Below are 22,508 nucleotides of genomic sequence, written 5' to 3' on the forward strand. Positions count from 1 at the left end.
ACACCGACACCGACACCAACGCCGACACCAACGCCGACACCAACACCGACGCCGACGCCGACACCAACACCGACGCCGACACCCAATCCGGGCAATAACGGCTTCGTCCTGCATGAGGACACGAAGTCCCTTGCCGAGACTATGACAGGGACGGCGGCGTTCCTCGGCGCGAGCGGCGACCTCATCGCGGGCGGCGGCATGACGAGCGCCTCGGCAGAGGCTTCAGGAGCGAGCGGATTCGCCCCCTTTGCTGCCGTAGGCGGATCGAGCCTGCGCCACGAGACCGGCTCTCATGTGAATGTCAGAGGCATGAATCTTGCCGTCGGCTTCTCACGTGAGGTCATGCGCGGCGATGACCGCATCCTCTTCGGCCCCATCGTCGAGTACGGGCGCGGCAGCTACGACTCCTACCTTGATAACGGCACGCACGGCGAGGGGAATACCCACTACGTCGGCGGCGGTCTTTTCCTCAAGCAGGAACAGAAGGGCGGCGTCTTCTACGAGGGCAGCCTGCGCCTTGGCCGCATGAGCACGGACTATGAGGCAGACCTTCCCGTCGGCGGGATCACACGCCGCGCCTCCTACGATACGGATGCGAACTACATCGGCGCGCATCTTGGTCTTGGACATACGACAACGGCGGCAAGCGGAACGGAGCGCGAGCTCTATCTGCGCTACTTCTATACGCATCAGAACGGCGCGAGTGCAACCCTCTCGACCGGCGACCGCTATGACTTCCACGCCGTCGACAGCCACCGCGTGCGCACGGGTGCACGCTGGACGATCCCGCAGGGGAGCGGTGCGCTCATCCTCGGCACCTCACTTCAGTACGAATTCAAGGGCGATGCGGGCGCGACCTACCACACGGGCGGCTTCTCCTACGACACGGCCAGCCCCTCGCTCAAGGGACTCTCGGGCAGCCTTGAGCTGGGCTACCGCGCGAACCTCAGCAAAAACGCCACCGCCGACCTCAGCGTCGAGGGCTGGGCCGGCAAACAGCGCGGCGTAACATTCAAGGCAGGGTTTGACTGGAGATTCTGATCAACTCATGCATAACAAAACCTCCGAAGACGGTACATGTACTGTCTTCGGAGGTTTTTCTCTGCAATGCGTTCAGCGCAAATCCAAACGAATCTCTGCTATTTACGGTCTGCCTCAAAGTTCCAGTCTGCCGCATCCAGCGCTCTCATTGTCTTTGTGCAGTACTCGAGCAGAATTTTGAACATCTTCTCGCCCTTCTCTGCCGTTCCCTTCGTCGCATCGCCGGTCTGCGCTGTGTTGGTAAGCTCGGAGAAGTCCCACTTAATCCCCATAAGATCCGGCAGATTCTTCGGTACACGGCAGGTTGCCTGCTCCGGCTCACACCACTCGGGGAAGAGATAGTAGGCAATGGAGGTCTCGCCCTCGCCCGCATGGCCGAGGCCGTTCCAGACCTCAAAGGTCCCTTTGGGCAGAAGCTCGCCCGCCGTGACCCACCACTGGTCAAGCGCGGCAATGCGCGCATGGGGATACTTCTCCTTGATCTTGCGCGAGGCTACCTCAATCGGTGCGATGTTGCCGTCATGTCCGTTGATGATCATGATCGTATCGATGCCGTTGCGGAGCACCGACTCGACAATATCATAGATCACCTGCGTCACCGTATCGTACTGCAGGGTCAGCGTAAAGGGGAAGGAATCGTAATGGCCGCTGTATCCGACCGGGATCGGCGGCAGTACGAGCATATCGCCAAGCTCGTCCGCGATCGCCTTCCCCAGCTTATAGGAAACGATCGTATCGCACCCTTCAGCCAAATGCTGGCCATGTGCTTCACAGGCGCCGACAGCAAGCACGGCCTTTTTAAAATTCCCCTCTTTTACCTGATGGGCTGTCATTTTCCACAACTCATTCAACATGACAATTCCTCCTTTGTGTTTATCATGCAGGCGGCACGGTGATCCACACGCAAATGCCGCCGCTTATCCTATGCCGTAACGAGAGCATTTCCTGCCTCATCAGGGAGCCTCTGTATATATGCAGGTCAGGACATATGCTCTTTGCGCTCGATGATATTGATTTGCTGTGAGGCAATGGCGAGCGCCCCTGCAAGATCGCGCCTTCGGATCGCATCCACGATGCACTTGTGCTCTCCCAGCGTCTTTTCGACGCCGATGTATTTCATATCCTCAATCAGATCTCTCTGCAGGATGTTCAATACGCCGCGAAGGGCATCGATGAGATAATTGTTGCGCGTCAGTGCGGCAAGCCCGATATGAAACGCACTGTTCACTCTGTGGTATTCCTGAATCCACTCCGGATGCGACGTATCAACCTGAGCACCTGCCAGCACATCGAGGTGCCGAAGCTCCTCCTCGTCGGCGTATCGGACAGCATATTCCACCGATGCGCGTTCCAAGATATTTCGAAATTGATAGAGTTTGCAAAGCTCTTTGTGTGACAGCTTCTTTACCATGTACCCCTTGCGTGGAATTTTGCACAGAAGCTTTTCCTCGCAAAGAATGGTAAGCGCCTCTCTCGCAGGGGTTTTGCTGACCTGATACTTCTGCGAAACTTCGGACTCTGTGATGAAATGCCCATCCGCATATGCACTGGCACAGATCTCCTTGCGCAGTGCGTCCAAAACAGTCGATGTAATAGAGCATTTCCCTGCTCGTTCAGCTTCCATAGCCATATCACACCTTCTCACTTGCATTCAGAATAATCGTATCCTTTTGTGTTTCAGTATACCTTGATTGTCATCGACTTGCAAGTATAAAATATCTCTCGTATATTTAACAAACTTTTAAAACGACACGACGTTTCCTTATTGACATCCATATGATTTTTACGTATCATAAATTTTATGAAAAATATACTGCTAAGGTATTTTTCGTATATTCACGAGATGCTGGTCGCACAGGATCTCTTAGAAAAATAGGATAAGGAGGTACAATGATGGACAACTCTGTAAAGGAGAATGCCCCTCACAATGTTCCGGACGATCAGGAGTTCATGTCTGAACCCGTTCCGATGGAGAAACGGCATTCGACCAAAGATCAGATCATGGTCTGGATTGGCTTCGGCTACGTTGTAACAGGTCTTGTTGTCGGCGGACAGATTGGAGGACAGGGCGGTGCAGGACTGCCTCCGCTCACAGCATTCCTTTCCGTTGCGCTTGGGATGGGATTTCTGTTTTTCCTGACCTCCTTTATCGGGATCGCCTCACAAAAGACCGGATACAACCTGTCCCTGCTCTGCCGCTTCAGCTATGGTGAACGCGGTTCTACCCTGCCGCTCGCCATGATGTCGCTGATGACACTCGGTTGGTTCGCAAGCATCGCGGGCATGATCGGACAGATTTGGGGCGCATGGATCGGGAATCCGTCCGGCGTGGTCGTTTTTGACCCGAGTGCCCACGGTTTCCACGGGGTTGCAGCGATTACACTGGAGGAGTTCCTCTCTACATTCGTTTGGGGTCTCATATTTACTTATACGGCTGTCCGTGGAATGGGGGCGATCGAGAAGGTCGCCAATATCTTTGCACCGTTCATTATGATCGTCGCCATCGTCATGGGCTTCGTCTATATCTCGCAGGCAGGCGGGCTGTCTCCATTCCTCAGCAAGGCCAGCATGCTCAGCGGCATGAGCATGGGCACCGCGATTACGGCGGTCGTCGGCAGCTGGATTGCAGGGGCCATCATGGGCGCAGATCTCTTCCGTTTCAACAAAAACATCAGTGCCGTTTGGTGGTGCGCAGCAGCGTGCTTTATCTTCACCAATCCGATTCTGAACGTCGTCGGCTATATTGGCGCCGTTCAGACAGGCGACTTTAACTATGTGATGTATATGCTGCAGGTCAGCATTCCAGTAGCAATTCTTGGCGTCATTGTATGGACATCCGCGCTCTGGACAACAGACAATGGCGAGCTCTACTGCAATGCACTCTATACAGGGCCGGTGCTTCGGTCGTACGGATTCGATGTAAGCCGTAGGCACGTTGTCATTGTCGTCGGCGTCCTCGGATCGATTCTCGGGAGCCTTGCATTCTATCAGCTCTTCTTCGCGGACTTCATCAACGTACTCGGCATCATGGGCCCGCCCATTGCATCTCCAATTCTGGCGGATTACTTCGTATCCGGGCGTCATCGGAAGTACAATGCGGCAGCACTGCCCTATCAGCCCGCCATCCGCTGGGCAGGCCTGCTGTCCTTCGCTGTCGGTGCCGCGATTGCTCTCTACTGCTCGTATGGCATAACACTGCCCGGTGAGTTCCCGTCCGGTGTCTTTGCGATGATTATCTCCTTCATCGTCTATATTGTCCTCTATCGGATGCTGCCCGATGCCGCTGCAGATAAGCGCATCCTAACGCAAATCAATAGTTAAACAAAACCATATTTCTATTTTCGTGTGCTTCCCAGGCATGTCAAATCCCTCCTGCTGCAGCTCTTAGTCTGCAGCAGGAGGGATTTTCTTGCTTGTCCTCGATCTAGGGAGCAGTCCACTTTTATTCGCGGTACATCAGCGGATCCACCTCGGAGCGAATCCCATGGAGGGCGAGTTCCTCTGCAATCTGCTCGGTCGTGCGCAGCAGCAGAGCACGGGAGGTACGCCAGATCCTCTTTTTAACGTACGTGCTCCCATCATAAACATAGCGGCGGCTCTTCTGCCCATCCTTCTTCACGATCTGCATCTCCCCCATAAACGTGAGGTTCCCTTTGGTCGATCGGCAGAAAAAACGCACGACGCGAATCTCATCAAGCGCATAGTGCTCCTCTGCAGTGCCGCACAGTCCGTGGTAAAACGTAATCAGACAGCTACCCTCGATGCGCATCACATCATAAAACGCATGTGCCGCTCGAGAACGCGCGAGAAACCGCAGCGTCAAAACGCCCACAACGATGCCGGCTGACAGGAGCACCATGACCCAAATAATTTCTTCCATCCACATACCTCTTCTGATGCCTGCATCATGAGAGAGACTACAACAAAGACCTCCCGCACGATCCACAATGTGAGAGGTCTTTTTGCTGTTTGAACTTGTTACAGCATCGTACTGACGAGTGCCGCCGTCGCAGCAGAGCTCTGCGCCGCCTTCGACATGAGCAGCGGATCCGCAGTCTGCTCGCGTGCCTGCAGCTTCATCTTCTCCATCGTTTCGGAGATGATTGCCTTTCCTCTCTCGGGGTGCGAGCCGCGCGTCACGATCTGGGAGACGAGCTTCGTTCCCTCGTAGATCTGCGTGATGACCGATCCGTCTGCGAGCACACGCGTGATGACGGTGTCGCCCACCTTCTCCGCCCAGTCGCGCGCTTCTGCCGCCTTCATCTCCTTGAAGTTCTGCAGGATCCGCGCAAAGGCATCGGACGTATCCTCCTTGACGGAGCTTGCGCGCCGCGCAGATGATGTCGGTACAACGCTGCGGCTGCCAAAGATTTTCTCGAGTTCCATGTCTTTCCCTCCCTTCGTGCTTCCTGCATGATATTGCTGTCCTTACCTTTACTATCGGAAAAATCCTTCCTTGTTTAAGGAAGCACTGATAAATTCAGCCGCGCCATCTTAGCGCATCTTTTTTGCCCGCACTGTGCCCTAGAATCCTCCACATAGCCCCTGCTATGCGTCCGGTTTGTCTCCTTGTTCGGACGAAAAATTTACGCCAATCTGACGGACTTCATTTTATCAGCGATTCCTTAAGGATTTTCCTTGAATCCCTATAGATTTTCCGATAATATAGAATCGCATGAAAAAGGAGATGACGACAATGAGTGAACTGCTTTCCTTTTCCTCCGACTATATGGAGGGGGCGCACGCAGAAATTCTGCGGCGGTTCGCAGAGACGAATATGGAGCAGACGGCGGGCTATGGACTGGACACCTACTCCGAAACGGCGCGGGAAAAGATACGCAAGGCATGCCGCAGTCCGCGCGCAGAGATTTACTTCCTCTCTGGCGGCACCCAGACGAACCGCATCGTGATCTCGGCACTGCTGCGCCCCTACGAGGGTGTCATCGCCGCGGATACGGGGCATATCACCGTACATGAGGCGGGTGCGATCGAGGCGGGCGGTCACAAGGTGCTTGCGCTCCCGCATGAGGACGGCAAACTCACGGCGGAGGCGATTGAGGCGTATCTGCGCACCTACTATGAGGATGCGAACCGCGATCACATGGTGCGCCCCGGCATGGTCTATCTCTCCCATCCGACCGAGTACGGCACTCTCTATACGATGGACGAGCTTGAGGTCATCAGTGCGATCTGCCGCACGAATCGCATCCCACTCTTCCTCGACGGCGCGCGGCTTGCCTGCGCGCTCGGCTGTCCCGCGAATGAGCTGACGCTCGCCGCCATCTCACGCCTCACGGATGCATTCTGCATCGGCGGAACGAAGTGCGGTGCGCTCTTCGGCGAGGCGGTCGTCTTCCCGCGGCCGGACACAGTGCCGCATTTCTTCACCATCATCAAGCAGAACGGTGCGCTCCTCGCGAAGGGGCGCGTACTCGGCATCCAGTTCGATACCCTCTTTACGGATGGACTCTACGAGCGCGGCGGTGCACACGCCGTCGCTATGGCAGATCGCATTCGCGCGGCACTCACAAAGAGGGGCTATCATCTCGCCGTGGACAACCCGACGAACCAGATCTTTCTCGCACTCGATGAGGTGCAGCTCGCACACCTCTCGGCACACGTCAGTATGGGCTTCTGGGAAAAGCAGGACGACGTGACTGTCATGCGCATCGCGACCAGCTGGGCGACGCGCGAGGAGGACGTAGAGCGGCTGATCGCGCTGCTGTAAAGGAAAAATCCGCTTGCATCGGGGCAGTCCACCATCGCGTCCAAGGGTTTTTTCATAGAACCGACCGCTTGAATTTGCGTACGGCGGTGCCGAAGAATACGAAGGTGAAGAGCGCGAGGAAGGCACTCTGCTGGTAGAGCGATGTGATGCCCCCGCCCTTGAGGAAGATCATGCGCAGAATCTCGATGTAGTGCGTCATGGGGATGGCAAGGCTGAGGTATTGAAAGAATGTGGGCATCGCCTCGCGCGGAAACATGAAGCCCGAGAGGAGAACCCCCGGCAGAAGGGTCGCGATGCTCATGAGCCCCGCCTGCAGCTGATTCTGCGCAAGCGATGCGATCATGAGCCCCATCGTAAGCGAGGCGAGGAGGAAGAGGGTCGTGAGCGCATAGAGGAGCAGCACGCTCCCGCGCAGAGGCACGCCGAAGACGGCGAGCGCGACGAGGATACAGATCGTCGTCTGGATGTAGCCAAGCATAATATAGGGCAGAATCTTGCCGACGAGCAGTTCCCATATATGCAGTGGAGTGACAAGGAGCTGCTCGAGTGTGCCGGCCTCGCGCTCGCGCACGATGGACATGGAGACCATGAGCACCATCGTGATCGAGAGGATGATGCCCATGAGTGCGGGCAGCATGTAGTAGGCGGTGACGGCATCGGGGTTGTACCACGCGCGGATGCGTACGTCATAGGCAGGCGATACGGCGGGCGCCCCGCGCACAGCGACGGGCTGCACCCGCATGCCAAGCCCCGTCAGGGCGGCGATGGCAGAGGTCGAGGAGATGGAGTCCGAGGCATCGACAATCGCCTGGATCGGCACCGTATGCCCCGCGTTTGCCTCCCGCACGAGATCGGGCGGAAAGACAATGCCGATCTTTGCATCGCCGCGTTCGATCCGCTCGTTCAGCTCATCGTAGCTCCACGCGATGTAGCGCAGGTCAAAATAGCCGCTCGCCGTCATCGCCGCGAGGAAATTGCGGCTCTCCTCGCTCCGCGACTGATCGAACACGACCGTGGACTGGTGCCGCACGTCCGTGCTGATGGCAAAGCCGAACACGATGAGATAGATGACCGGCAGGAGAAAGGTCACACCGACGGTCATGGGATCGCGCCGCATCTGAATGAGTTCCTTGACGAGAAGCGCCAGAATCCGCAAGCCGCTCACCCCCTCTGCCGCCGGTCATAGTAGATAAAGACATCCTCCATCGTCAGTGCAGACGGCTGTGCCCCCAACTCCGATGGCAGCGTCACATCCCGAGAGACAAGCGCACGCACCTGCCGACCGAACACATAGACCTCGTCATAGGGCACGCCTGCCGCCGTCAGCGCCGCCGTCCCCGCCTCCGCACTCTCCTGCGGCAGGACGTAGAGACGCGCAGGCAGTTCCTCCTTCAGCGCCGTCGGCGAGCCGGAGGCGATCTTCTTTCCGCGCTGCAAAAAGGCGATTTCATCGCAGTGCTCCGCCTCATCCATAAAATGTGTCGTAACGAAGATCGTTGTCCGCTCCGTGCCCGCCATCTCCGAGAGCAGATTCCAAAACAGGCGCCGCGACGTAGGGTCGACGGCAGACGTCGGCTCGTCGAGCACGAGGAGTGCGGGGCCGTGGAGAATCGCGCAGCCGAGCGCGAGCCGCTGTTTCTGCCCGCCCGAGAGACCGCCCGCGAGCACATCCGCTTTCTCCGTGAGCTGCATGCGCACGAGCACTTCCTCCGTGCGTGTGCGCCGCTCCGTGCGCGGGAGGCCGTAGAGCCCGCCGTAGAACATCATATTCTCGCGCACCGTCATATTCGTGTAGAGGCTGAACCGCTGGGACATATAGCCAAGCGACTGGCGCGCGCGCTCCGGATGCGCCGCCGTGTCACAGCCGAGCACGAACGCTGTGCCGCTCGTCGGCGGGAGGAGGCCGCAGATCATGCGGATTGCCGTGGACTTTCCCGAGCCGTTCGATCCGATGAATCCGTAGATCGCACCGCGCGGCACGGAGAGGTTCAGATGATCGACGGCGGTGTAGTCACCAAAGACACGCGTGAGATCATGCGTTACGATCACAGGCGCATCGCCCGTACGCGCCTCACGTTCCATGACGCGCCCCCAGATCCACATCGGCAGGCATGCCGGGCTTTAGGATGCCGGCCGCATTGTCTACGGCTACCTTTACGCCAAAGACGAGGTTCGCCCGCTCATTCTTCGTAATGCTCTGGCGCAGCGTGAACTCCGCCGCGTCGCTGATCTCCGCAATAATGCCGTTCAGCGGCTCCGCCTGCCCGTCGATGTAGACGCGTGCCGAATCGCCGAGATGAATGCTCCCGAGCATATCGGTCGTCACATAGATCTTGATCCAGACATCGGAAGGATCGATGAGGGTTGCAACGGATGCACCTGCACGGACAAACTCGCCTGCCTCGTAGTTCTTTGTCAGGACAATACCATCACGCGGTATGCGTATAGTGAGGTCGTCGATCACGGAATCATCCATCGCGAGGATTGCCTGCTGCCGCCGCACATCCTCCTCTGCCATTCGGATGTCCTCGGGGCGGCTGCCGTTCTCCAGTAGCCGCTGCTCTTCCTCGCGTGCGTGCAGATTCGCATCCGCCGTATCACGCGCCTCACGCAGGGCATCAAACGCCTGCTGTGCGATGGCTCCTGCCGTGAGAAGCTCTATACCGCGTGCATAGTCGGCGCCCGCACGATCCGCAGCGGCACGCGCGGCACGGGTACGCTCCGCGGCTGCACGAACTTCCTCTGTGCGGCTGCCGCTCTGTGTACGCGCGAGATTCGTCCGGGCATGGGCAAGCGCCGCCTCATCGCGCAGGCGTGCCGCCGCGAGATCACGCCGTTCGATGCGTGCCGCTACATCGCCTGCCCGCACCGCCATCCCCTCGCGCACGAGGATCTCGTCGATGTAGCCGCTCTCCTTTGCGCTGACCTCGACGCGCGTCGCCTCTACGGTACCCGTGAGGAGCTGTGCGCGTCCCTCCTGCTCTACATACGCGCGATAGGCGAATACCGAGAGCAGGACAATCGCGAGGAGCAGAAGAACAACACGCATCATCTTCGTATTCATGCGGCTTCCTCCTTTGCATGCGAAATCGATAATCAGTGTTTCCATAAGTATAGCACGGACAGAGCAGCAGAAAAAGTTGACTGCGATGAGATTGATTCGGAAAACAAAAAGGGGCTGTTGCACGAAGCTAGAAAACTTCATGCAACAGCCCCTTTTCGATTTGCTCAGTGATTCGCCATATCGTAGATCGCGATGACATCCGCGCGCGAGAGCGGATGAAAATTGCCGATCTGTATCGTATCATTTGCCGTCACGGCACATGCAAGCTCCTCGATCGTTCCCTTTGACAGCTGCCCGATGTCGAGTCCCCCGAGACTGATCGGCATGCCGATCTCGGTGAAGAACTCCTCCATATGGCGGATACAGGCGCGTGCGCGTTCCTCGTCCGTCCCCGCATCGACGCCGAAGATGGCGGCGCCAAACTGCGCAAAGCGCGCAGGATCATATTTATAGACATAGCGCGCCCACGAACCCCAGAGCGCCGTGAGCGTCATGGCATGCGTCGCATCGCAGCGTGCGGAGAGCTCATGGCCGAGCTTGTGCACGGAGAAGTCCTTCATGCGCCCCAGCTCCGTGAGTCCGCAGTGCGACACGCTGCCGCAGTACATCAGCTCGCTCATCGCATCGTAGTCCTTGCGGCTGACGAGGAGGCGTTTGACCGACTCCATGACGGTGAGGAGGAGCTGCTCGGACATGCGGTCGGTGAAGAGATTCGTCTCCTTTACACTCGTAAAGTAGCGCTCCATCGTGTGCATCATGATGTCTGAGGCGCCCGCTGCAATCTGTTCGCGCGGCAGGGTAAATGCAAGTGCGGGGTTCATAAAGGCAAATACGGGACGGTTCAGCGGGGTGTTCAATCCGAGCTTGCGCCCGGTATCCTCGTTCGTGAGCACCGCCGAGTCGCTTGTCTCGCTGCCCGCTGCGGGGATGGTGAGGATGGAGCCGAACGGCATGGTCTTTGTGATCTCCACCTTACGTGTCCAGATATCCCAGATATCCACGGTCGGATTCGCGATGCCGTGTGCAACGGCCTTTGCCGAGTCGATGACACTGCCGCCGCCGACGGCGAGGACGAAGTTTACATCCGCCGCGATTCCCTCGCGGATCGCCTCGCGGACGAACGAGACACGCGGATTCGGCCGGATACCGCCCATAACGAGGAACGCAAGGCCTGCCGAGGTCAGGTCCTTCTCGACGCGCGAGAGCAGCCCTGACCGCTCTGCACTGCCGCCCCCGTAAAGGATGAGGACGCGGGTCGTTCCGAACGCACGCAGCTTCTCGGCAACGGCATTCTCTGCGCCTCGTCCGAAGATGATCTCGGTGGGGCAGTGATAGGTAAAGCTTTGCATGGGGATCCTCCTCCATAGACCGCTGATTGAAGTATCTTTATTATAACAGAAAATGCGGAAAATACCTACTTTCCGATGCAGAACTCGCTGAAGATGCGGTCGATGAGATCGGTATCTACGGTCTCACCGAGGATCTCGCCGAGGATCTCGTAGGCGGCGCGCAGGTCGATGGAGACAAAATCCGTTCCCATGTCCGCAGCAAGGGCCTTTTCTGCCTCTGCGAGATGATCGGCGGCACGGCGGAGTGCCTCTGTCTCGCGCTCCTTGTTCGGCAGTGCTCCATCACCGAGATCGCCCTCCATCGCCGCGATGCACGCAGCGATGGTCTCACGCAGTGCATCGAGTCCGGTACCTCGGGCTGCAGAGATCGTGAGGACGGGTGCGTTCAGCCCGTCAAAGACGGAGGCATCGAGGACGGCGGTGCGATCCTCCTTGTTGCATAGGATGATGATATCCGCGGTCACCCTGTGCAGACGCTCGATCAGGTCTCTATCCTCCTGCGTAAGAGGTGCTGCCCCGTCAAAGACGGCGAGCACGAGCTCTGCATCCATGAGGTGCTCCTCGGTGCGGGCGACACCGATCTGCTCGACGGCATCCTCTGCTGCGCGCAGCCCTGCCGTATCGAGAAGGCGCAGGGGGATTCCCGCGACGATGATCTCCTCCTCGATCACATCCCGCGTTGTACCCGGTACATCGGTGACGATAGCGCGCTCCATCCCGAGGAGGGTATTGAGGAGACTGGATTTTCCGACATTCGGACGACCGACAATGACCGTCTTGATGCCCTCGCGCAGGATGCGTCCCGCATTGGCACCTGCGATGAGGCGCTGGGTGGCTGCGGCAGCAGCTCGTATGTCCTCCGTGAGCGCGGTGCTCTGTAGCTCCGGCAGATCGTCCTCGGGGAAGTCGATTCCCGCCTCGATTCGTGCAATCGCTCCGAGGAGCTGCATGCGGATCGCCGCGATCTCGGTCGACAGTGCCCCCGCCATACGCTCGCGTGCCGCGTGTGCGGCGCGTGTGCTCTTAGCCGCAATGAGCTCCATTACACCCTCAGCGCGTGCCAGATCGAGCCGTCCGTTCAGGAAAGCGCGCTTTGTAAAGGCACCTGGTTCGGCGGGATGCGCTCCCGCCTCCCACGTCCGCAGGAGCACCTCGCGCAGCACGACCGTACCGCCGTGGCACTGCAGCTCGACCACATCCTCGCCTGTATAGGAGTGCGGCGCACGCATCGGGAGGAGGATCGCCTCGTCAATTACGGTACCGTCTGCCGCATGGACATGGCCGTAGCGTGCACGGTAGGGCACTATCTCCGCGAGATCACCGTATACTGGGCGAAACACCTCACGTGCAATGCGGAACGCATCGGCACCGCTCACGCGGATGATGCCGATGCCGCCCGTGCCATGCGGTGTCGCTATTTGGCTGATCGTATCATCTGTCATCATACACCTGTCTCAACTATAGTGTGGATCATATCTGCGGAAAGAGGAGCGTGCCCCGATCGAGGCCATAGCGGATTGTGAGATCTGCGTCTGCCGCATAGTCGACTGCATACGAGCAGACCGGCTCCCGCGTCGTGATGTAGGTACTCGATGCCTTGAGCGCCGAGATGGAGAAGGGCATTTTCCGCGGACAGCTGTGTGAGAGGATGAGAGGAGCCCGATCTCCGTGTTCCGCCATGCGTGAAGCAATGGCGTTTGCATAGGCATCCGTATCCTCGCCTTCGGGCAGTGCGAGCATGAGTGCCGCCCTGTCCGCTGCTGTATAGGCAGCAAGGAATCTGTCAATCACACGGGGCCAGACCGCGTACATGGGATCGATTTCAAAATCGGGGATGAAGTAGGAGACATCGTAGCCATCCGCACGCAGCTGATGAATTTGTGCTGTCGTATCATCCGGCGTTTCTTCCCGTACGCCGGGGTCAAAGCGATCCAGGAATGCCGCCATATCATGATTGAACTCCGGAATGTATCGCTCAATTTCCTCCTGCATCCAGTACCACCACTTGATCCGCTGGAGGCGCGTGATCGTCTCGGCATCGAATCGGTACTTGATCACGCGTGCAGGATTGCCGACAACGATCGCATACGGGGGGACATCCTTTGCAATGACAGACCCTGCTCCGATCACCGCTCCATTTCCGATGTGTACGCCGCTCATGACCATCGAGCCGCCGCCGATCCAAACATCATTCCCTATGGTGATCTGATGGCGGTTGTAGGCTGCATGCTTGTTGTCATCGGACGAATCGAGTACGGATGCCAGAGGGTAGGATGTAATCGCATAGTGGTCGTGGTTCATGCCAAGGAAAAAATGCTCCATATGGGCGATGGAGCAGTAATTGCCGATCAGGACGTGTGCATCCGTTGTATATGAATGAGCGATGCCGTTCACAAGATAGCTCCGTACGCCAAGCGTCATGAGCGCCATCTCGGGATAGTCCTCGAATGGCACCTTGCGTGTGTACGCTGAGAAGTCTGCCATATTGACGGTCTGAAACAAAATGATTATCCCCTTTCGTCACGAATCCTATGATAGGATAGATTCGCGGCCGATGGAACGATTCCCTTCTTCTCGAAAAAGTCGATTGGTGCTATAATCAACTCGTATCATGCGTAAAGAGAAAGAAAGGGAATGTATGAGTAATCGTGTGATTGCGCAGGCCGATCTCTCGCACATCGCGAGCCGCCTGCGGGAACTGGGCGACTATATTGATACGACAAATTCGAATGTCGTGGCGGTCGGCAGGAACGTCAACGATCTGCGCGAAGATCTGGACGAGCTGACGGCAGACTTCCATGACTTTGTGGAGACGCATCGCCTCTCGACACGTGCACAGCTGGCGGAGACGCGCCTTGTGAAGCTGCATCAGGAACTTGAGCAGAAATATGGACACTATGCCGTCATTCGACGCACGACGAAAGGCATATTGCAGGCCAATGACCTTGCCCTCGTGCGGCAGGAGACGATCCGATCTGCGTCGGAGGAGCTGATGCTGCGTGCACCGGAGTACTGGCTCGCTCCCGCGCTCGTTGCGCTCTCCGCGTGGATCAGCGACCATGAGGAGATTGCACAGCGTGCGCTGAAGGAGGCCCTGCGCCGCGACGAGGAAAAGACGGCACTCTTCTTCGCACTCGTCTGCCGCCGTGCGGGACGCAGCTCCTCCGCCCTGCGATGGATACAGCACTACCTCATGCGGCAGGACGAGACAGCGCTTGACCGCAAGGCAATCCTCATCGTCGACGCCTATGCGAGCGGCCTCCTCGGACGCGATGCGGAGGGGCAGATCGATCGGCAGATCGAGACGTGGACACGCCGTCTCTCGGAGCGGGCGGGCTTCGTCGAGGAGCAGGAGCGTCGCTGGAGAGAGGCGCTGACCGTGATGCAGCCGGTGCAGCCGGTGCAGCCTGCTGCCTATGACTATCCCTATCTGGCAGAGTACAGCACGATTTCCGATGAACTCAAGCGCGTGCTCGGTGGGGCGGAACTCCATGCAAAATTTCACGAACATCTTAAAAAAGTATTCGAACAGAAGCCGCCCCTGCGCACCCTCGTACAGGAGCTTGACCGCATCCTCACGAGCCTCGTGACCGACTTCGACGCGGCGGAACAGCCCCTGCGAGAGGCGGCGACCCTCGAGCAGCTTGTCGTCGATGCGGGCGGTGATGAAGTCCGTGCAAAACAGGAGATGAAGCTCAAGGAAAAGGCATTCGAGGAGCGGCGTGACTTCATGCAGCTGCTCACGGATGCCGCGATGAACCCATCGGAGGCACATGCGAGCGTCACGACGCAGAAGATGGCGCTCGCCGTTTCGCGGGACTGGATCCTCTCGGCATACCGTGACCACATCGCGGAAAACCGTGCAGCCGTTCCCAATATCATCCCATTTAAGATCGGAGCCTTTGAGGGGGAGACAGCGGATGGTGAGAACGAGGAGGAGCTGATCACGCGCTTTGCCGCGTGGAACGACTTCGAGCGCACGCAGGCACTGTCGAGGCTCCAGCTGAGCACGGAGCATCGCCTCTGCCAGTGGGGCGGGATCGTCACCGCACTTCTCGGGCTTTACTTCGGCGGCATGACAGGCTTCATCATCGGCGCGCTCATCGGGGCATACCTATACTACTGTTACCACAAGGCCGTGCGGGCACTGGATGAGCAGCGCGCAGAGCTGGAGGAGCAGTATGCGAAACAGGGGACATCGGGTGCGGAGATCCTGCGCGGCATCTTGGCCGAGGTCGTGGACTACCGCGAGGAATATGAGTCTCTCGACAGCGGCAGTCAGCAGACCATTGACTTCCTTACGGCGCTGCATCCCGATCAGTTCCGCATTGACATTGACCATGACCGCAGAATACGCATACAGGAGTAATATCATGAGTGAGCAAAATCCATTTGGCGGCATAAAAAAAGAACCCCCGCGCAATGCGGGAGAAAAACCTGCGCCGCCGTCCGCACGGCGCAGCGCAGCATTTGCTTCGATTCGCTCTGCCGCTCCGCCGGATACAGAGGAGCTTGGCTCCTATGAACGTGTCTCCGAGGTGCTTGCTGAGGGCCTCCCCGCATGGAACCTCGAGCCGCCGGCGGCACCCGTACGGAGATCACGCACATGATCGTTCCGCCAACGACCTATGCCCAGTGGGCAGCGCTGCTGAAAACATTCGCAGAGGGGACGGCGGATGAGGATGTCCTGCACGCCATGCACACGGGTACGATCGCATGGCAGTCCGGTGTCGCTGCACGATTTGCACAGCGCTTTATGGATGCCCTGCATGCACGCGTGGAGCGAGCCTCTGATGTCTTTGACCGCGCTATGCAGCGCGCATCCGATGAGCGTGCGATGATCGGGGCGCTTCTTGCCCTGCGCCGCAGCCTTATCTTTTTGCATTCTGCCGCAGCGCTCCCTGCCGTGCCTGAGGAGCAGCGCACGCAGTTCACCGCCCTTGTGCAGAATGCCGCCGACCGTATGCAGGAGAGCCTGGAATCATCGGCAAAGAGCGACCGTACGGGCAGGATGGGTGCACTCGTACGGAACCATAAAGTGAATGCACTGGAAATGGAGGAACATCTATGACCGCACGAAACGAGTGCAAGGAACTTCTCACGCGCTATGGCATCGCGCGGATTCCTTTCATCACGCTCCATACCGTGGAGCGTGCCCGCGCTCTCGATTTGCTCAAAGAAGCCGCCGCGGAGCTGTGCCTTCCCTTTTTCATCCACACGCTCTCTAAGGGCGTCTACGACCTCGCGACGGATAAGGTCGTCAGTGATGATAAATCCATCTACGGTGCGATCGACTTCATCGGTGAGCAGATGAAGCACCGTGCGAATACGACCCTCGTCCTGACCGAGACCCCAGACCTCTCGAGCGACACGAACGATGCGCGCCAGCTGCTCGACCTTGTGACCCTCGCGAACGAGACCGGCGGGCAGATCATCGTACTCACCACCTCCGCCGTCTGGAACCGTCTGCAGCGCCTCGGACTGACCCTCCAGCTGCCGCTGCCGGATGAGGACGAGATGGAGACGATTGTGCGCGGCTACATCGACGACTATCGCGCAGAGATCGACATTGAGTGGACGGATATGGATATTCGCGAGGCGGCATCCATACTAGGCGGTGTCACCGCCGTCGAGGCAGAGAATGTCATGGCGGCGCTCATCGCGAAGAAGGCGATCCGCAAGGAGGATATGGACGAGGTGCGCACAGCGAAGGATCGCCTCTTCTCCGACATCTCAGGACTCGAGAAGATCTCTGTCGATGAGAGTGCCTCTGATGTCGGCGGGCTCGCGGGACTTAGAGACTGGCTCGACGAGAAACGGCTCCTCTTCACAGCAGAGAAGCGCAGTCTGCTCAAGGAGAAGGGCCTGAAATCGCCGCGCGGCATCCTCCTCGTCGGTGTTCCCGGCTGCGGAAAATCCCTCTCAGCAAAGGCAATCTCTGCGAACTGGAAGCTGCCGCTCTACCGCCTTGACTTTGCGACCGTGCAGGGCAGCTACGTCGGTCAGAGCGAGCAGCAGCTGCGCGACGCACTCATGACGGCAGAGAACGTTGCACCGTGCATCCTCTGGATCGACGAGATTGAGAAGGGGCTCGCGGGTGCGGGTTCGTCGAACGACGGCGGCGTCTCCACGCGCATGGTCGGACAGTTCCTCTTCTGGCTGCAGGAGTGCCGCAAACAGGTCTTCGTTGTTGCGACGGCGAACGATGTGTCCATGCTCCCCTCGGAGCTGCTGCGGCGCGGACGCTTCGATGAGCTGTTCTTTATCGATTTGCCGACCGCCGACGAACGCTATGACATCCTGCGCCTCTATATGCGGAAATATCTGGAACTCGACTTTGCGGGCGCATTCGCCGACACCCTCGTCACCATGACCGACGGCTTTACGGGCGCCGATCTCGAATCCACGGTGCGCGACCTCGCCTACCGCGTGATTGCAAACCCTGATTTCCAATTAAATGAGGAGAATCTGCGTACGGCATTCGGCAATGTCGTCCCGCTCTCTGAGACCGCGCCCGAGAAGATTGCCGCCATCCGAGACTGGGGCAGGGAACGTGCCGTCCCTGCAAGCGGCCGTCCCATCGGCAGTGAGACCGCACTGCGAAAGTCGACGGAGATGCGTACGCGCAGGGTATTAGTGTAGGGAGGGATCGTATGCCGCGGCCACTTTTGAACCGAACTGCAGATACAAAGACGCAGAGCCCGCTCAGCCTTCATCAGGTATCCGCGAACACGGAGACGAAGAGCGAGGCGCAGCAGATGCAGATGGGGCGCCTCCTCAAGAAGCAGCGTTCCAAAGCATATATGGAGGCGATTCATAGGCTCGATGCGGGCAGCCATCATATGAGTGAGGCGGAGCGTGCAGCCATCGTCGATGCCATTCGCGCCGAGTTTCCCGAGGTGCTCGATCTGGCGGGCGTCCTCATTGGCATCGTCGCAAAATGCTATCTCGGTGAGCCATACGAGGTGCATACCATCACCATCGCCGGGAATATCATCGAGCACTACAAGCGCGGTCAGACATTGCCGCACGGTATGGAGCGCGCAAGATCGCTGGCCGCACGCGGCGGCTACGAGTTCGTCGAGGTATATACCGACGCCTGCCGCGCCATTAGCAGCGATGGAGCTGTATCCGTCGTGAAGTAGGTACCTGCAGACATACAAAAAGGGGCTGCTGTACGAAGTTCTAGCTTCGTACAGCAGCCCCGCTCTTTTGGTCAGATATGCTGCAGCAGGTGCCGCCTCCGCCATGTCTACGCTTTATTCGTTCGGCGGATCGACGATGCGGTTCATCGTTGCCATTGAGGCGACGCGGTCGTTCTCACCGATGGTCATGAGCTTGACGCCCTGCGTATTGCGGCTGATGAGCGAGATCTCATCGACGGTTGTGCGGATGACGATGCCCTCAGTGGTGATGAGCATGAGCTCCTGATTCTCACGTACAACGCGGATGCCGACGACGGGGCCGGTCTTCTCCGTAACCTTCATGTTGATGAGGCCCTTGCCGCCGCGTGTCTGCGTGCGGTACTCCTCGGCCGTCGTGCGCTTGCCGTAGCCGCCCTCAGTAACCGTGAGCACCTCAGAATCGGTCTTGAGGATATCCATCGCGACGACTTCATCGCCGTCGCTGAGGTTGATGCCGCGCACGCCGCGCGTGACGCGTCCCATGGAGCGTACGCCGTCCTCGGGGAAGGTGATCGCCTTGCCGTGGCGTGTGCCGAGCATGATCCGGTTCTCACCGTCCGTGAACTTCACCCCGATCAGCTCATCGTCCTCGTCAAGGTTGACCGCCTTGAGTCCGCTCTTTCGGATGTTCGCAAACTCGGCGAGCGGGGTCTTTTTCACCACGCCGCGCTTCGTGCCGAGGAAGAGGAAGCGGTCAGGGCGGAACTCCTTGATCTGGATGACGGCGGTGATGCGCTCATCGCTCTCAACGGCAAGGAGGTTGACAATCGCCGTGCCCTTTGCCTGGCGGCCGCTCTCAGGGATCTCGTATGCCTTCAGAACAAATGCGCGTCCGCGGTTCGTAAAGAAGAGGATGTCGTGATGCGTCGTCGTGATGAGGAGATCGCTGACAATATCCGTTTCCTTCGTTCCCATGCCCTTGACCCCGACGCCCCCGCGCCGCTGGCGGCGGTAGGTATCGAGCGGAATGCGCTTGATGTAGTTGTTGAGCGTGAGCGTGACGACCACATCTTCTTCGGCGATGAGGTCGGTGATGTCCATCTCGCTCGCATCGAAGGTGATCTCCGTACGGCGCTCGTCGCCGTACTTGTCGCGCACCTCGATGAGCTCATTCTTGATGATCGCAAGTACCTTCATGCGGTCGGCGAGGATGCCCTTCAGCTCCTCGATCATCTTCAGGACTTCCTGATACTCCTCCTCGATCTTCTCGCGCTCGAGGCCCGTGAGCCGCTGGAGACGGAGGTCCAGGATCGCCTGTGCCTGCTTCTCCGTGAGCTTGAAGCCGTCCATGAGAGCAGTACGTGCAATGTCCGCCGTGCGGCTCTCGCGAATTGTTGTAATGACAGCGTCCAGATGATCGAGTGCGATTGTGAGACCTTCGAGGATATGAGCGCGTGCCTCTGCCTTTGCAAGCTCGTACTGCGTACGCCGTGTAATGACCGTTTCCTGATGGCTGATGTAGTGCCCGAGCATCTGCTTGAGGTTCATGATGACGGGCTGGCCGTCCACGAGAGCAAGCATGATGACGCCGAAGCTGTCCTGCAGCTGCGTGTGCTTGTACAGCTGGTTGAGGATGACGTTGGGCGCACTGTCGCGGCGCAGCTCAATGACGATGCGCATGCCGCTGCGGTCGGACTCATCGCGCAGATCCGTGATGCCGTCGATCTGCTTGTCGCGGACGAGGTCGGCGATCTTCTCGATGAGGCGCGCCTTGTTGACCTGATACGGCAGCTCGGTGACGATGATGCGCGGCTTGCCGCTGCTCATCGTCTCGATGTGGGCGCGCGCGCGCATCTTCACAACGCCGCGGCCTGTCGTATATGCCTTGCGGATCTCCTCTGTGCCGAGGATGAGGCCTGCCGTCGGGAAGTCGGGCCCCTTGATGATGCCCATGAGCTCCTCGATGGTCGTCTCGGGATTGTCGATGAGCATCAGCGTGCCGTTGATGACCTCGACCATGTTGTGCGGCGGGATGTTGGTCGCCATGCCGACGGCGATGCCTGCCGTGCCGTTGACGAGCAGCTGCGGGAATTTCGCGGGGAGCACGGTTGGCTCCTTCTCCGAGCCGTCGTAGTTGTCCGTAAAGTCGACGGTCTCCTTGTCGATGTCGCGCAGCATGAGCTCGGCGATCTTCGACATGCGCACCTCGGTATAGCGCATTGCAGCGGCTGAGTCGCCGTCGACCGAGCCGAAGTTGCCGTGTCCGTCCGCGAGCATGTAGCGCATGGAGAAGTCCTGCGCCATGCGGACGATCGCGTCGTAGACGGAGGTGTCGCCGTGCGGGTGATATTTACCGAGCACTTCACCGACGATACGTGCCGATTTCTTGTACGGCTTCGAGCTGGTCATGCCGGAGCCCTGCATCGCGTAGAGGATGCGGCGATGCACGGGCTTTAGGCCGTCGCGCACATCGGGCAGCGCACGCGCCACAATGACGCTCATCGCGTAGTCGATGTACGAGTTTTTCATCTCGTGTTCGAGGTTGACCGGGACGATGCGCCCCTGTCCAAAATCCAAATCCAAAATGTCACCTCTTCGTGTTCGTTCCATAATAATCCACGATGATTATAGCATTTTCACAGGGAAAAGTCTATGTTTTACGGGCGTGAGCACGCATAAAAAGAGCCGAGGAGATTCCTCGGCCATGCCTATGGATAGAGTCATGCCAGACTGCCCATCTCCACATATACGGTGAGATGGTGTGCGCTGATGGAGGCATTCGTATCGTGCAGTTTGCCAGCGAGCGCGTGCAGGAGAGTGTCCTTTCTTGCTGCAATGTCCGCGGGTTCATAGCCCTGTGTGTCCAAGAACAGTGTGATCGAGGAATTCCTTGCTGCGTGTCGGATGATGATCCCTCCACCCATAATGCACCCATCTGCTTTGCATGTGTAGATGACGCGTACATGACCGCTGAAGTTGTTGATCGTGATCGGCAGAGATTCCTCTTGGATGATGGAGGCCTGCATTTCACGGGAGGCTGCACCGCAGAGATTTCGAATCTTGCTGCCTGTGTAGAGGTAGGAGGCAGCATTCGGCCGCGCAGCTTTTTCACGCGGTGCACCGAGCCATTTGTTGCGCCAGCAGGCATGATTTGAGAGCCGGAGATCGACACCGGAGCCCTGCGGATTCGAACCATTCTCCTCAAACTCGTTCAGAATGCCGCCCGTCAGCGTAGAATCTGCGGTCGGAAGGCTGAGCGCAATCAACGAGGTACGCCTATTCGGATTGGGATCGATGCCGTAGTTTTTGTTGAGCACGCCGAGATTCCCGATAATATGGACGGCTTTTGCATCCTGGAGGGCATTTGTTTCGGTTACATTCATGGAGACCGTACCCTCTTCGGCGAGGAGGGCATAGGTGTCAGAGGAGGTGAGCGCCTGCGTTACGATCCTGCCGCCGCCCACGGTGATCATACTGTCCTTGTTCGCCTGGAGTCCGACGCCAGTTACCTCCATATCAAGATTGCCGCGGAGGAGGAACTGTGTCGTCCCATGCGTCCTGCCGCGGATCTGACCGCCGTAGCCTGCGTAGATGCCGCTCATATAGTAGTGCGCAACATCCGTGCCAGGTGTGGCTCCGTCCACGGGCGGACGGGCATTTGTGAGACGGAGCCTGAGGTCGCCGCCAATCGTCAACTGTGCGCCGTCCAGCAGGTAGATTCCCGTCACATTGTTATGCGGGCCGCGTTCTCCTCTGCCGACACCGGAGACATCGACCGAGACATTTTCATCCCAGATGATCTTTTCGTCGTGGCCAGGATGATATCCAATGCTAGTACCTGATGTATGGGATGCAATCAAACGCTCCATTCGAGATGTAGTCTGCATCTGTGCATCCATTCCTTCCTTTGGCATGCAGCTCTCCATGGACTCCTGTGCAGAAATGATGTCCGTGCCGCTGAGGAGGCACAGACAAAGAGCGCTTAGAATGATCAAACCATATCGCTTCTGGCTGCTGTATATCATGCTCCTTGCTCCTTTGGCGTTACGGCAGATCGTAAGTGCTCATGCGCGGAAAGGTTTCTTATGATGAGCATTATACCATCGGACAGAGATTTCAAGAAATATATCCTGTATATCTTTTTCTGTGTATCTCATCGATGTTGTTTATCGTGTGACGTCTTTCCAAAAGGAATTTTATAT

General features: G+C 58.2%; 21 protein-coding genes. 8 read left to right on the forward strand and 13 right to left on the reverse strand.

What is annotated here, in order from left to right; translation table 11 throughout:
• The coding region (locus tag HMPREF1992_RS10615; protein ID WP_231366992.1) for an autotransporter outer membrane beta-barrel domain-containing protein at positions 1 to 1,041 on the forward strand (1,041 nt) is incomplete at its 5' end.
• A 98-nt stretch (positions 1,042 to 1,139) separates the two neighbouring features.
• Here HMPREF1992_RS10615 and HMPREF1992_RS10620 read toward each other — a convergent pair.
• Together HMPREF1992_RS10620 and HMPREF1992_RS10625 are read right to left on the reverse strand one after the other, a co-directional pair.
• Positions 1,140 to 1,895, reverse strand: a complete 756-nt coding sequence (locus HMPREF1992_RS10620) for a creatininase family protein (RefSeq protein ID WP_021685912.1) — start codon at positions 1,893 to 1,895, stop codon at positions 1,140 to 1,142.
• Between the two features lie 125 nt (positions 1,896 to 2,020).
• A complete protein-coding gene (locus tag HMPREF1992_RS10625; protein WP_021685913.1) occupies positions 2,021 to 2,671 on the reverse strand; it encodes a GntR family transcriptional regulator in 651 nt (216 codons plus the stop codon).
• A gap of 263 nt (positions 2,672 to 2,934) precedes the next feature.
• Here HMPREF1992_RS10625 and HMPREF1992_RS10630 point away from each other — a divergent pair, with 263 nt between their 5' ends.
• Complete coding sequence (locus HMPREF1992_RS10630) at positions 2,935 to 4,362, forward strand: cytosine permease (protein WP_231366994.1); 1,428 nt, start codon at positions 2,935 to 2,937, stop codon at positions 4,360 to 4,362.
• 121 nt (positions 4,363 to 4,483) lie between these two features.
• On the opposite strand, the gene HMPREF1992_RS10635 is transcribed toward HMPREF1992_RS10630, so the two are convergent.
• The 3 genes from HMPREF1992_RS10635 to HMPREF1992_RS11865 form a co-directional block, all read right to left on the reverse strand.
• Positions 4,484 to 4,921, reverse strand: coding sequence for a hypothetical protein (locus tag HMPREF1992_RS10635; RefSeq protein ID WP_037359715.1), 438 nt, complete (start codon positions 4,919 to 4,921; stop codon positions 4,484 to 4,486).
• A gap of 98 nt (positions 4,922 to 5,019) precedes the next feature.
• Positions 5,020 to 5,427, reverse strand: a complete 408-nt coding sequence (locus HMPREF1992_RS10640; RefSeq protein WP_021685916.1) for a hypothetical protein — start codon at positions 5,425 to 5,427, stop codon at positions 5,020 to 5,022.
• 74 nt (positions 5,428 to 5,501) lie between these two features.
• Positions 5,502 to 5,627: a secretion protein HlyD gene (locus tag HMPREF1992_RS11865; protein ID WP_071782461.1), complete on the reverse strand. Its 126-nt coding sequence runs from the start codon at positions 5,625 to 5,627 to the stop codon at positions 5,502 to 5,504.
• Between the two features lie 101 nt (positions 5,628 to 5,728).
• Between HMPREF1992_RS11865 and HMPREF1992_RS10645 the strand changes: the two genes are divergently transcribed.
• Positions 5,729 to 6,769: a low specificity L-threonine aldolase gene (locus tag HMPREF1992_RS10645; RefSeq protein ID WP_037359718.1), complete on the forward strand. Its 1,041-nt coding sequence runs from the start codon at positions 5,729 to 5,731 to the stop codon at positions 6,767 to 6,769.
• Positions 6,770 to 6,821: 52 nt separating this feature from the next.
• Here HMPREF1992_RS10645 and HMPREF1992_RS10650 read toward each other — a convergent pair whose 3' ends face one another.
• The 6 genes from HMPREF1992_RS10650 to HMPREF1992_RS11955 form a co-directional block, all read right to left on the reverse strand.
• Positions 6,822 to 7,934 (reverse strand): ABC transporter permease, encoded by a 1,113-nt coding sequence (locus tag HMPREF1992_RS10650; protein WP_021685918.1) that lies wholly within the window; start codon positions 7,932 to 7,934, stop codon positions 6,822 to 6,824.
• Complete coding sequence (locus HMPREF1992_RS10655) at positions 7,931 to 8,851, reverse strand: ABC transporter ATP-binding protein (protein ID WP_021685919.1); 921 nt, start codon at positions 8,849 to 8,851, stop codon at positions 7,931 to 7,933. Before HMPREF1992_RS10655 ends, HMPREF1992_RS10650 begins: the two co-directional genes overlap by 4 nt.
• Positions 8,841 to 9,833 (reverse strand): HlyD family secretion protein, encoded by a 993-nt coding sequence (locus tag HMPREF1992_RS10660; RefSeq protein WP_037359771.1) that lies wholly within the window; start codon positions 9,831 to 9,833, stop codon positions 8,841 to 8,843. Before HMPREF1992_RS10660 ends, HMPREF1992_RS10655 begins: the two co-directional genes overlap by 11 nt.
• 164 nt (positions 9,834 to 9,997) lie before the next feature.
• Positions 9,998 to 11,182, reverse strand: coding sequence for an iron-containing alcohol dehydrogenase (locus HMPREF1992_RS10665; protein WP_021685921.1), 1,185 nt, complete (start codon positions 11,180 to 11,182; stop codon positions 9,998 to 10,000).
• A gap of 65 nt (positions 11,183 to 11,247) precedes the next feature.
• Positions 11,248 to 12,624: a tRNA uridine-5-carboxymethylaminomethyl(34) synthesis GTPase MnmE gene (mnmE, locus tag HMPREF1992_RS10670; protein ID WP_037359725.1), complete on the reverse strand. Its 1,377-nt coding sequence runs from the start codon at positions 12,622 to 12,624 to the stop codon at positions 11,248 to 11,250.
• Positions 12,625 to 12,652: 28 nt separating this feature from the next.
• Complete coding sequence (locus tag HMPREF1992_RS11955) at positions 12,653 to 13,684, reverse strand: CatB-related O-acetyltransferase (protein WP_051290518.1); 1,032 nt, start codon at positions 13,682 to 13,684, stop codon at positions 12,653 to 12,655.
• A gap of 136 nt (positions 13,685 to 13,820) precedes the next feature.
• Between HMPREF1992_RS11955 and HMPREF1992_RS10680 the strand changes: the two genes are divergently transcribed.
• Genes HMPREF1992_RS10680 through HMPREF1992_RS10700 form a run of 5 tightly spaced genes read left to right on the forward strand, consistent with a single transcriptional unit; the run spans position 13,821 to position 18,327 of the window.
• Positions 13,821 to 15,551 (forward strand): DUF456 domain-containing protein, encoded by a 1,731-nt coding sequence (locus tag HMPREF1992_RS10680; RefSeq protein ID WP_037359728.1) that lies wholly within the window; start codon positions 13,821 to 13,823, stop codon positions 15,549 to 15,551.
• A 4-nt stretch (positions 15,552 to 15,555) separates the two neighbouring features.
• A complete protein-coding gene (locus HMPREF1992_RS10685; protein WP_021685925.1) occupies positions 15,556 to 15,792 on the forward strand; it encodes a hypothetical protein in 237 nt (78 codons plus the stop codon).
• A complete protein-coding gene (locus HMPREF1992_RS10690) occupies positions 15,789 to 16,253 on the forward strand; it encodes a hypothetical protein (RefSeq protein ID WP_037359731.1) in 465 nt (154 codons plus the stop codon). The genes HMPREF1992_RS10685 and HMPREF1992_RS10690 overlap by 4 nt, the downstream gene beginning before the upstream one ends.
• On the forward strand, positions 16,250 to 17,824 hold the full coding sequence (locus tag HMPREF1992_RS10695) for an AAA family ATPase (RefSeq protein WP_021685927.1): 1,575 nt from the start codon (positions 16,250 to 16,252) through the stop codon (positions 17,822 to 17,824). Before HMPREF1992_RS10690 ends, HMPREF1992_RS10695 begins: the two co-directional genes overlap by 4 nt.
• An 11-nt stretch (positions 17,825 to 17,835) precedes the next feature.
• A complete protein-coding gene (locus HMPREF1992_RS10700; RefSeq protein WP_021685928.1) occupies positions 17,836 to 18,327 on the forward strand; it encodes a hypothetical protein in 492 nt (163 codons plus the stop codon).
• A 114-nt stretch (positions 18,328 to 18,441) separates the two neighbouring features.
• On the opposite strand, the gene gyrA is transcribed toward HMPREF1992_RS10700, so the two are convergent.
• Both gyrA and HMPREF1992_RS10710 read right to left on the reverse strand, forming a co-directional pair.
• Positions 18,442 to 20,889 carry a DNA gyrase subunit A gene (gyrA, locus tag HMPREF1992_RS10705; RefSeq protein ID WP_037359734.1) on the reverse strand — a complete coding sequence of 816 codons (2,448 nt, stop codon included), beginning with the start codon at positions 20,887 to 20,889 and terminating at the stop codon, positions 18,442 to 18,444.
• A 137-nt stretch (positions 20,890 to 21,026) separates the two neighbouring features.
• The gene (locus tag HMPREF1992_RS10710; protein ID WP_021685930.1) at positions 21,027 to 22,331 is read right to left on the reverse strand and encodes a hypothetical protein; all 1,305 of its coding nucleotides are present in this window, start codon (positions 22,329 to 22,331) and stop codon (positions 21,027 to 21,029) included.
• Positions 22,332 to 22,508: the final 177 nt, after the last annotated feature.

Source organism: Selenomonas sp. oral taxon 892 str. F0426 (assembly GCF_000468035.1).
Lineage (GTDB): Bacteria > Bacillota > Negativicutes > Selenomonadales > Selenomonadaceae > Centipeda.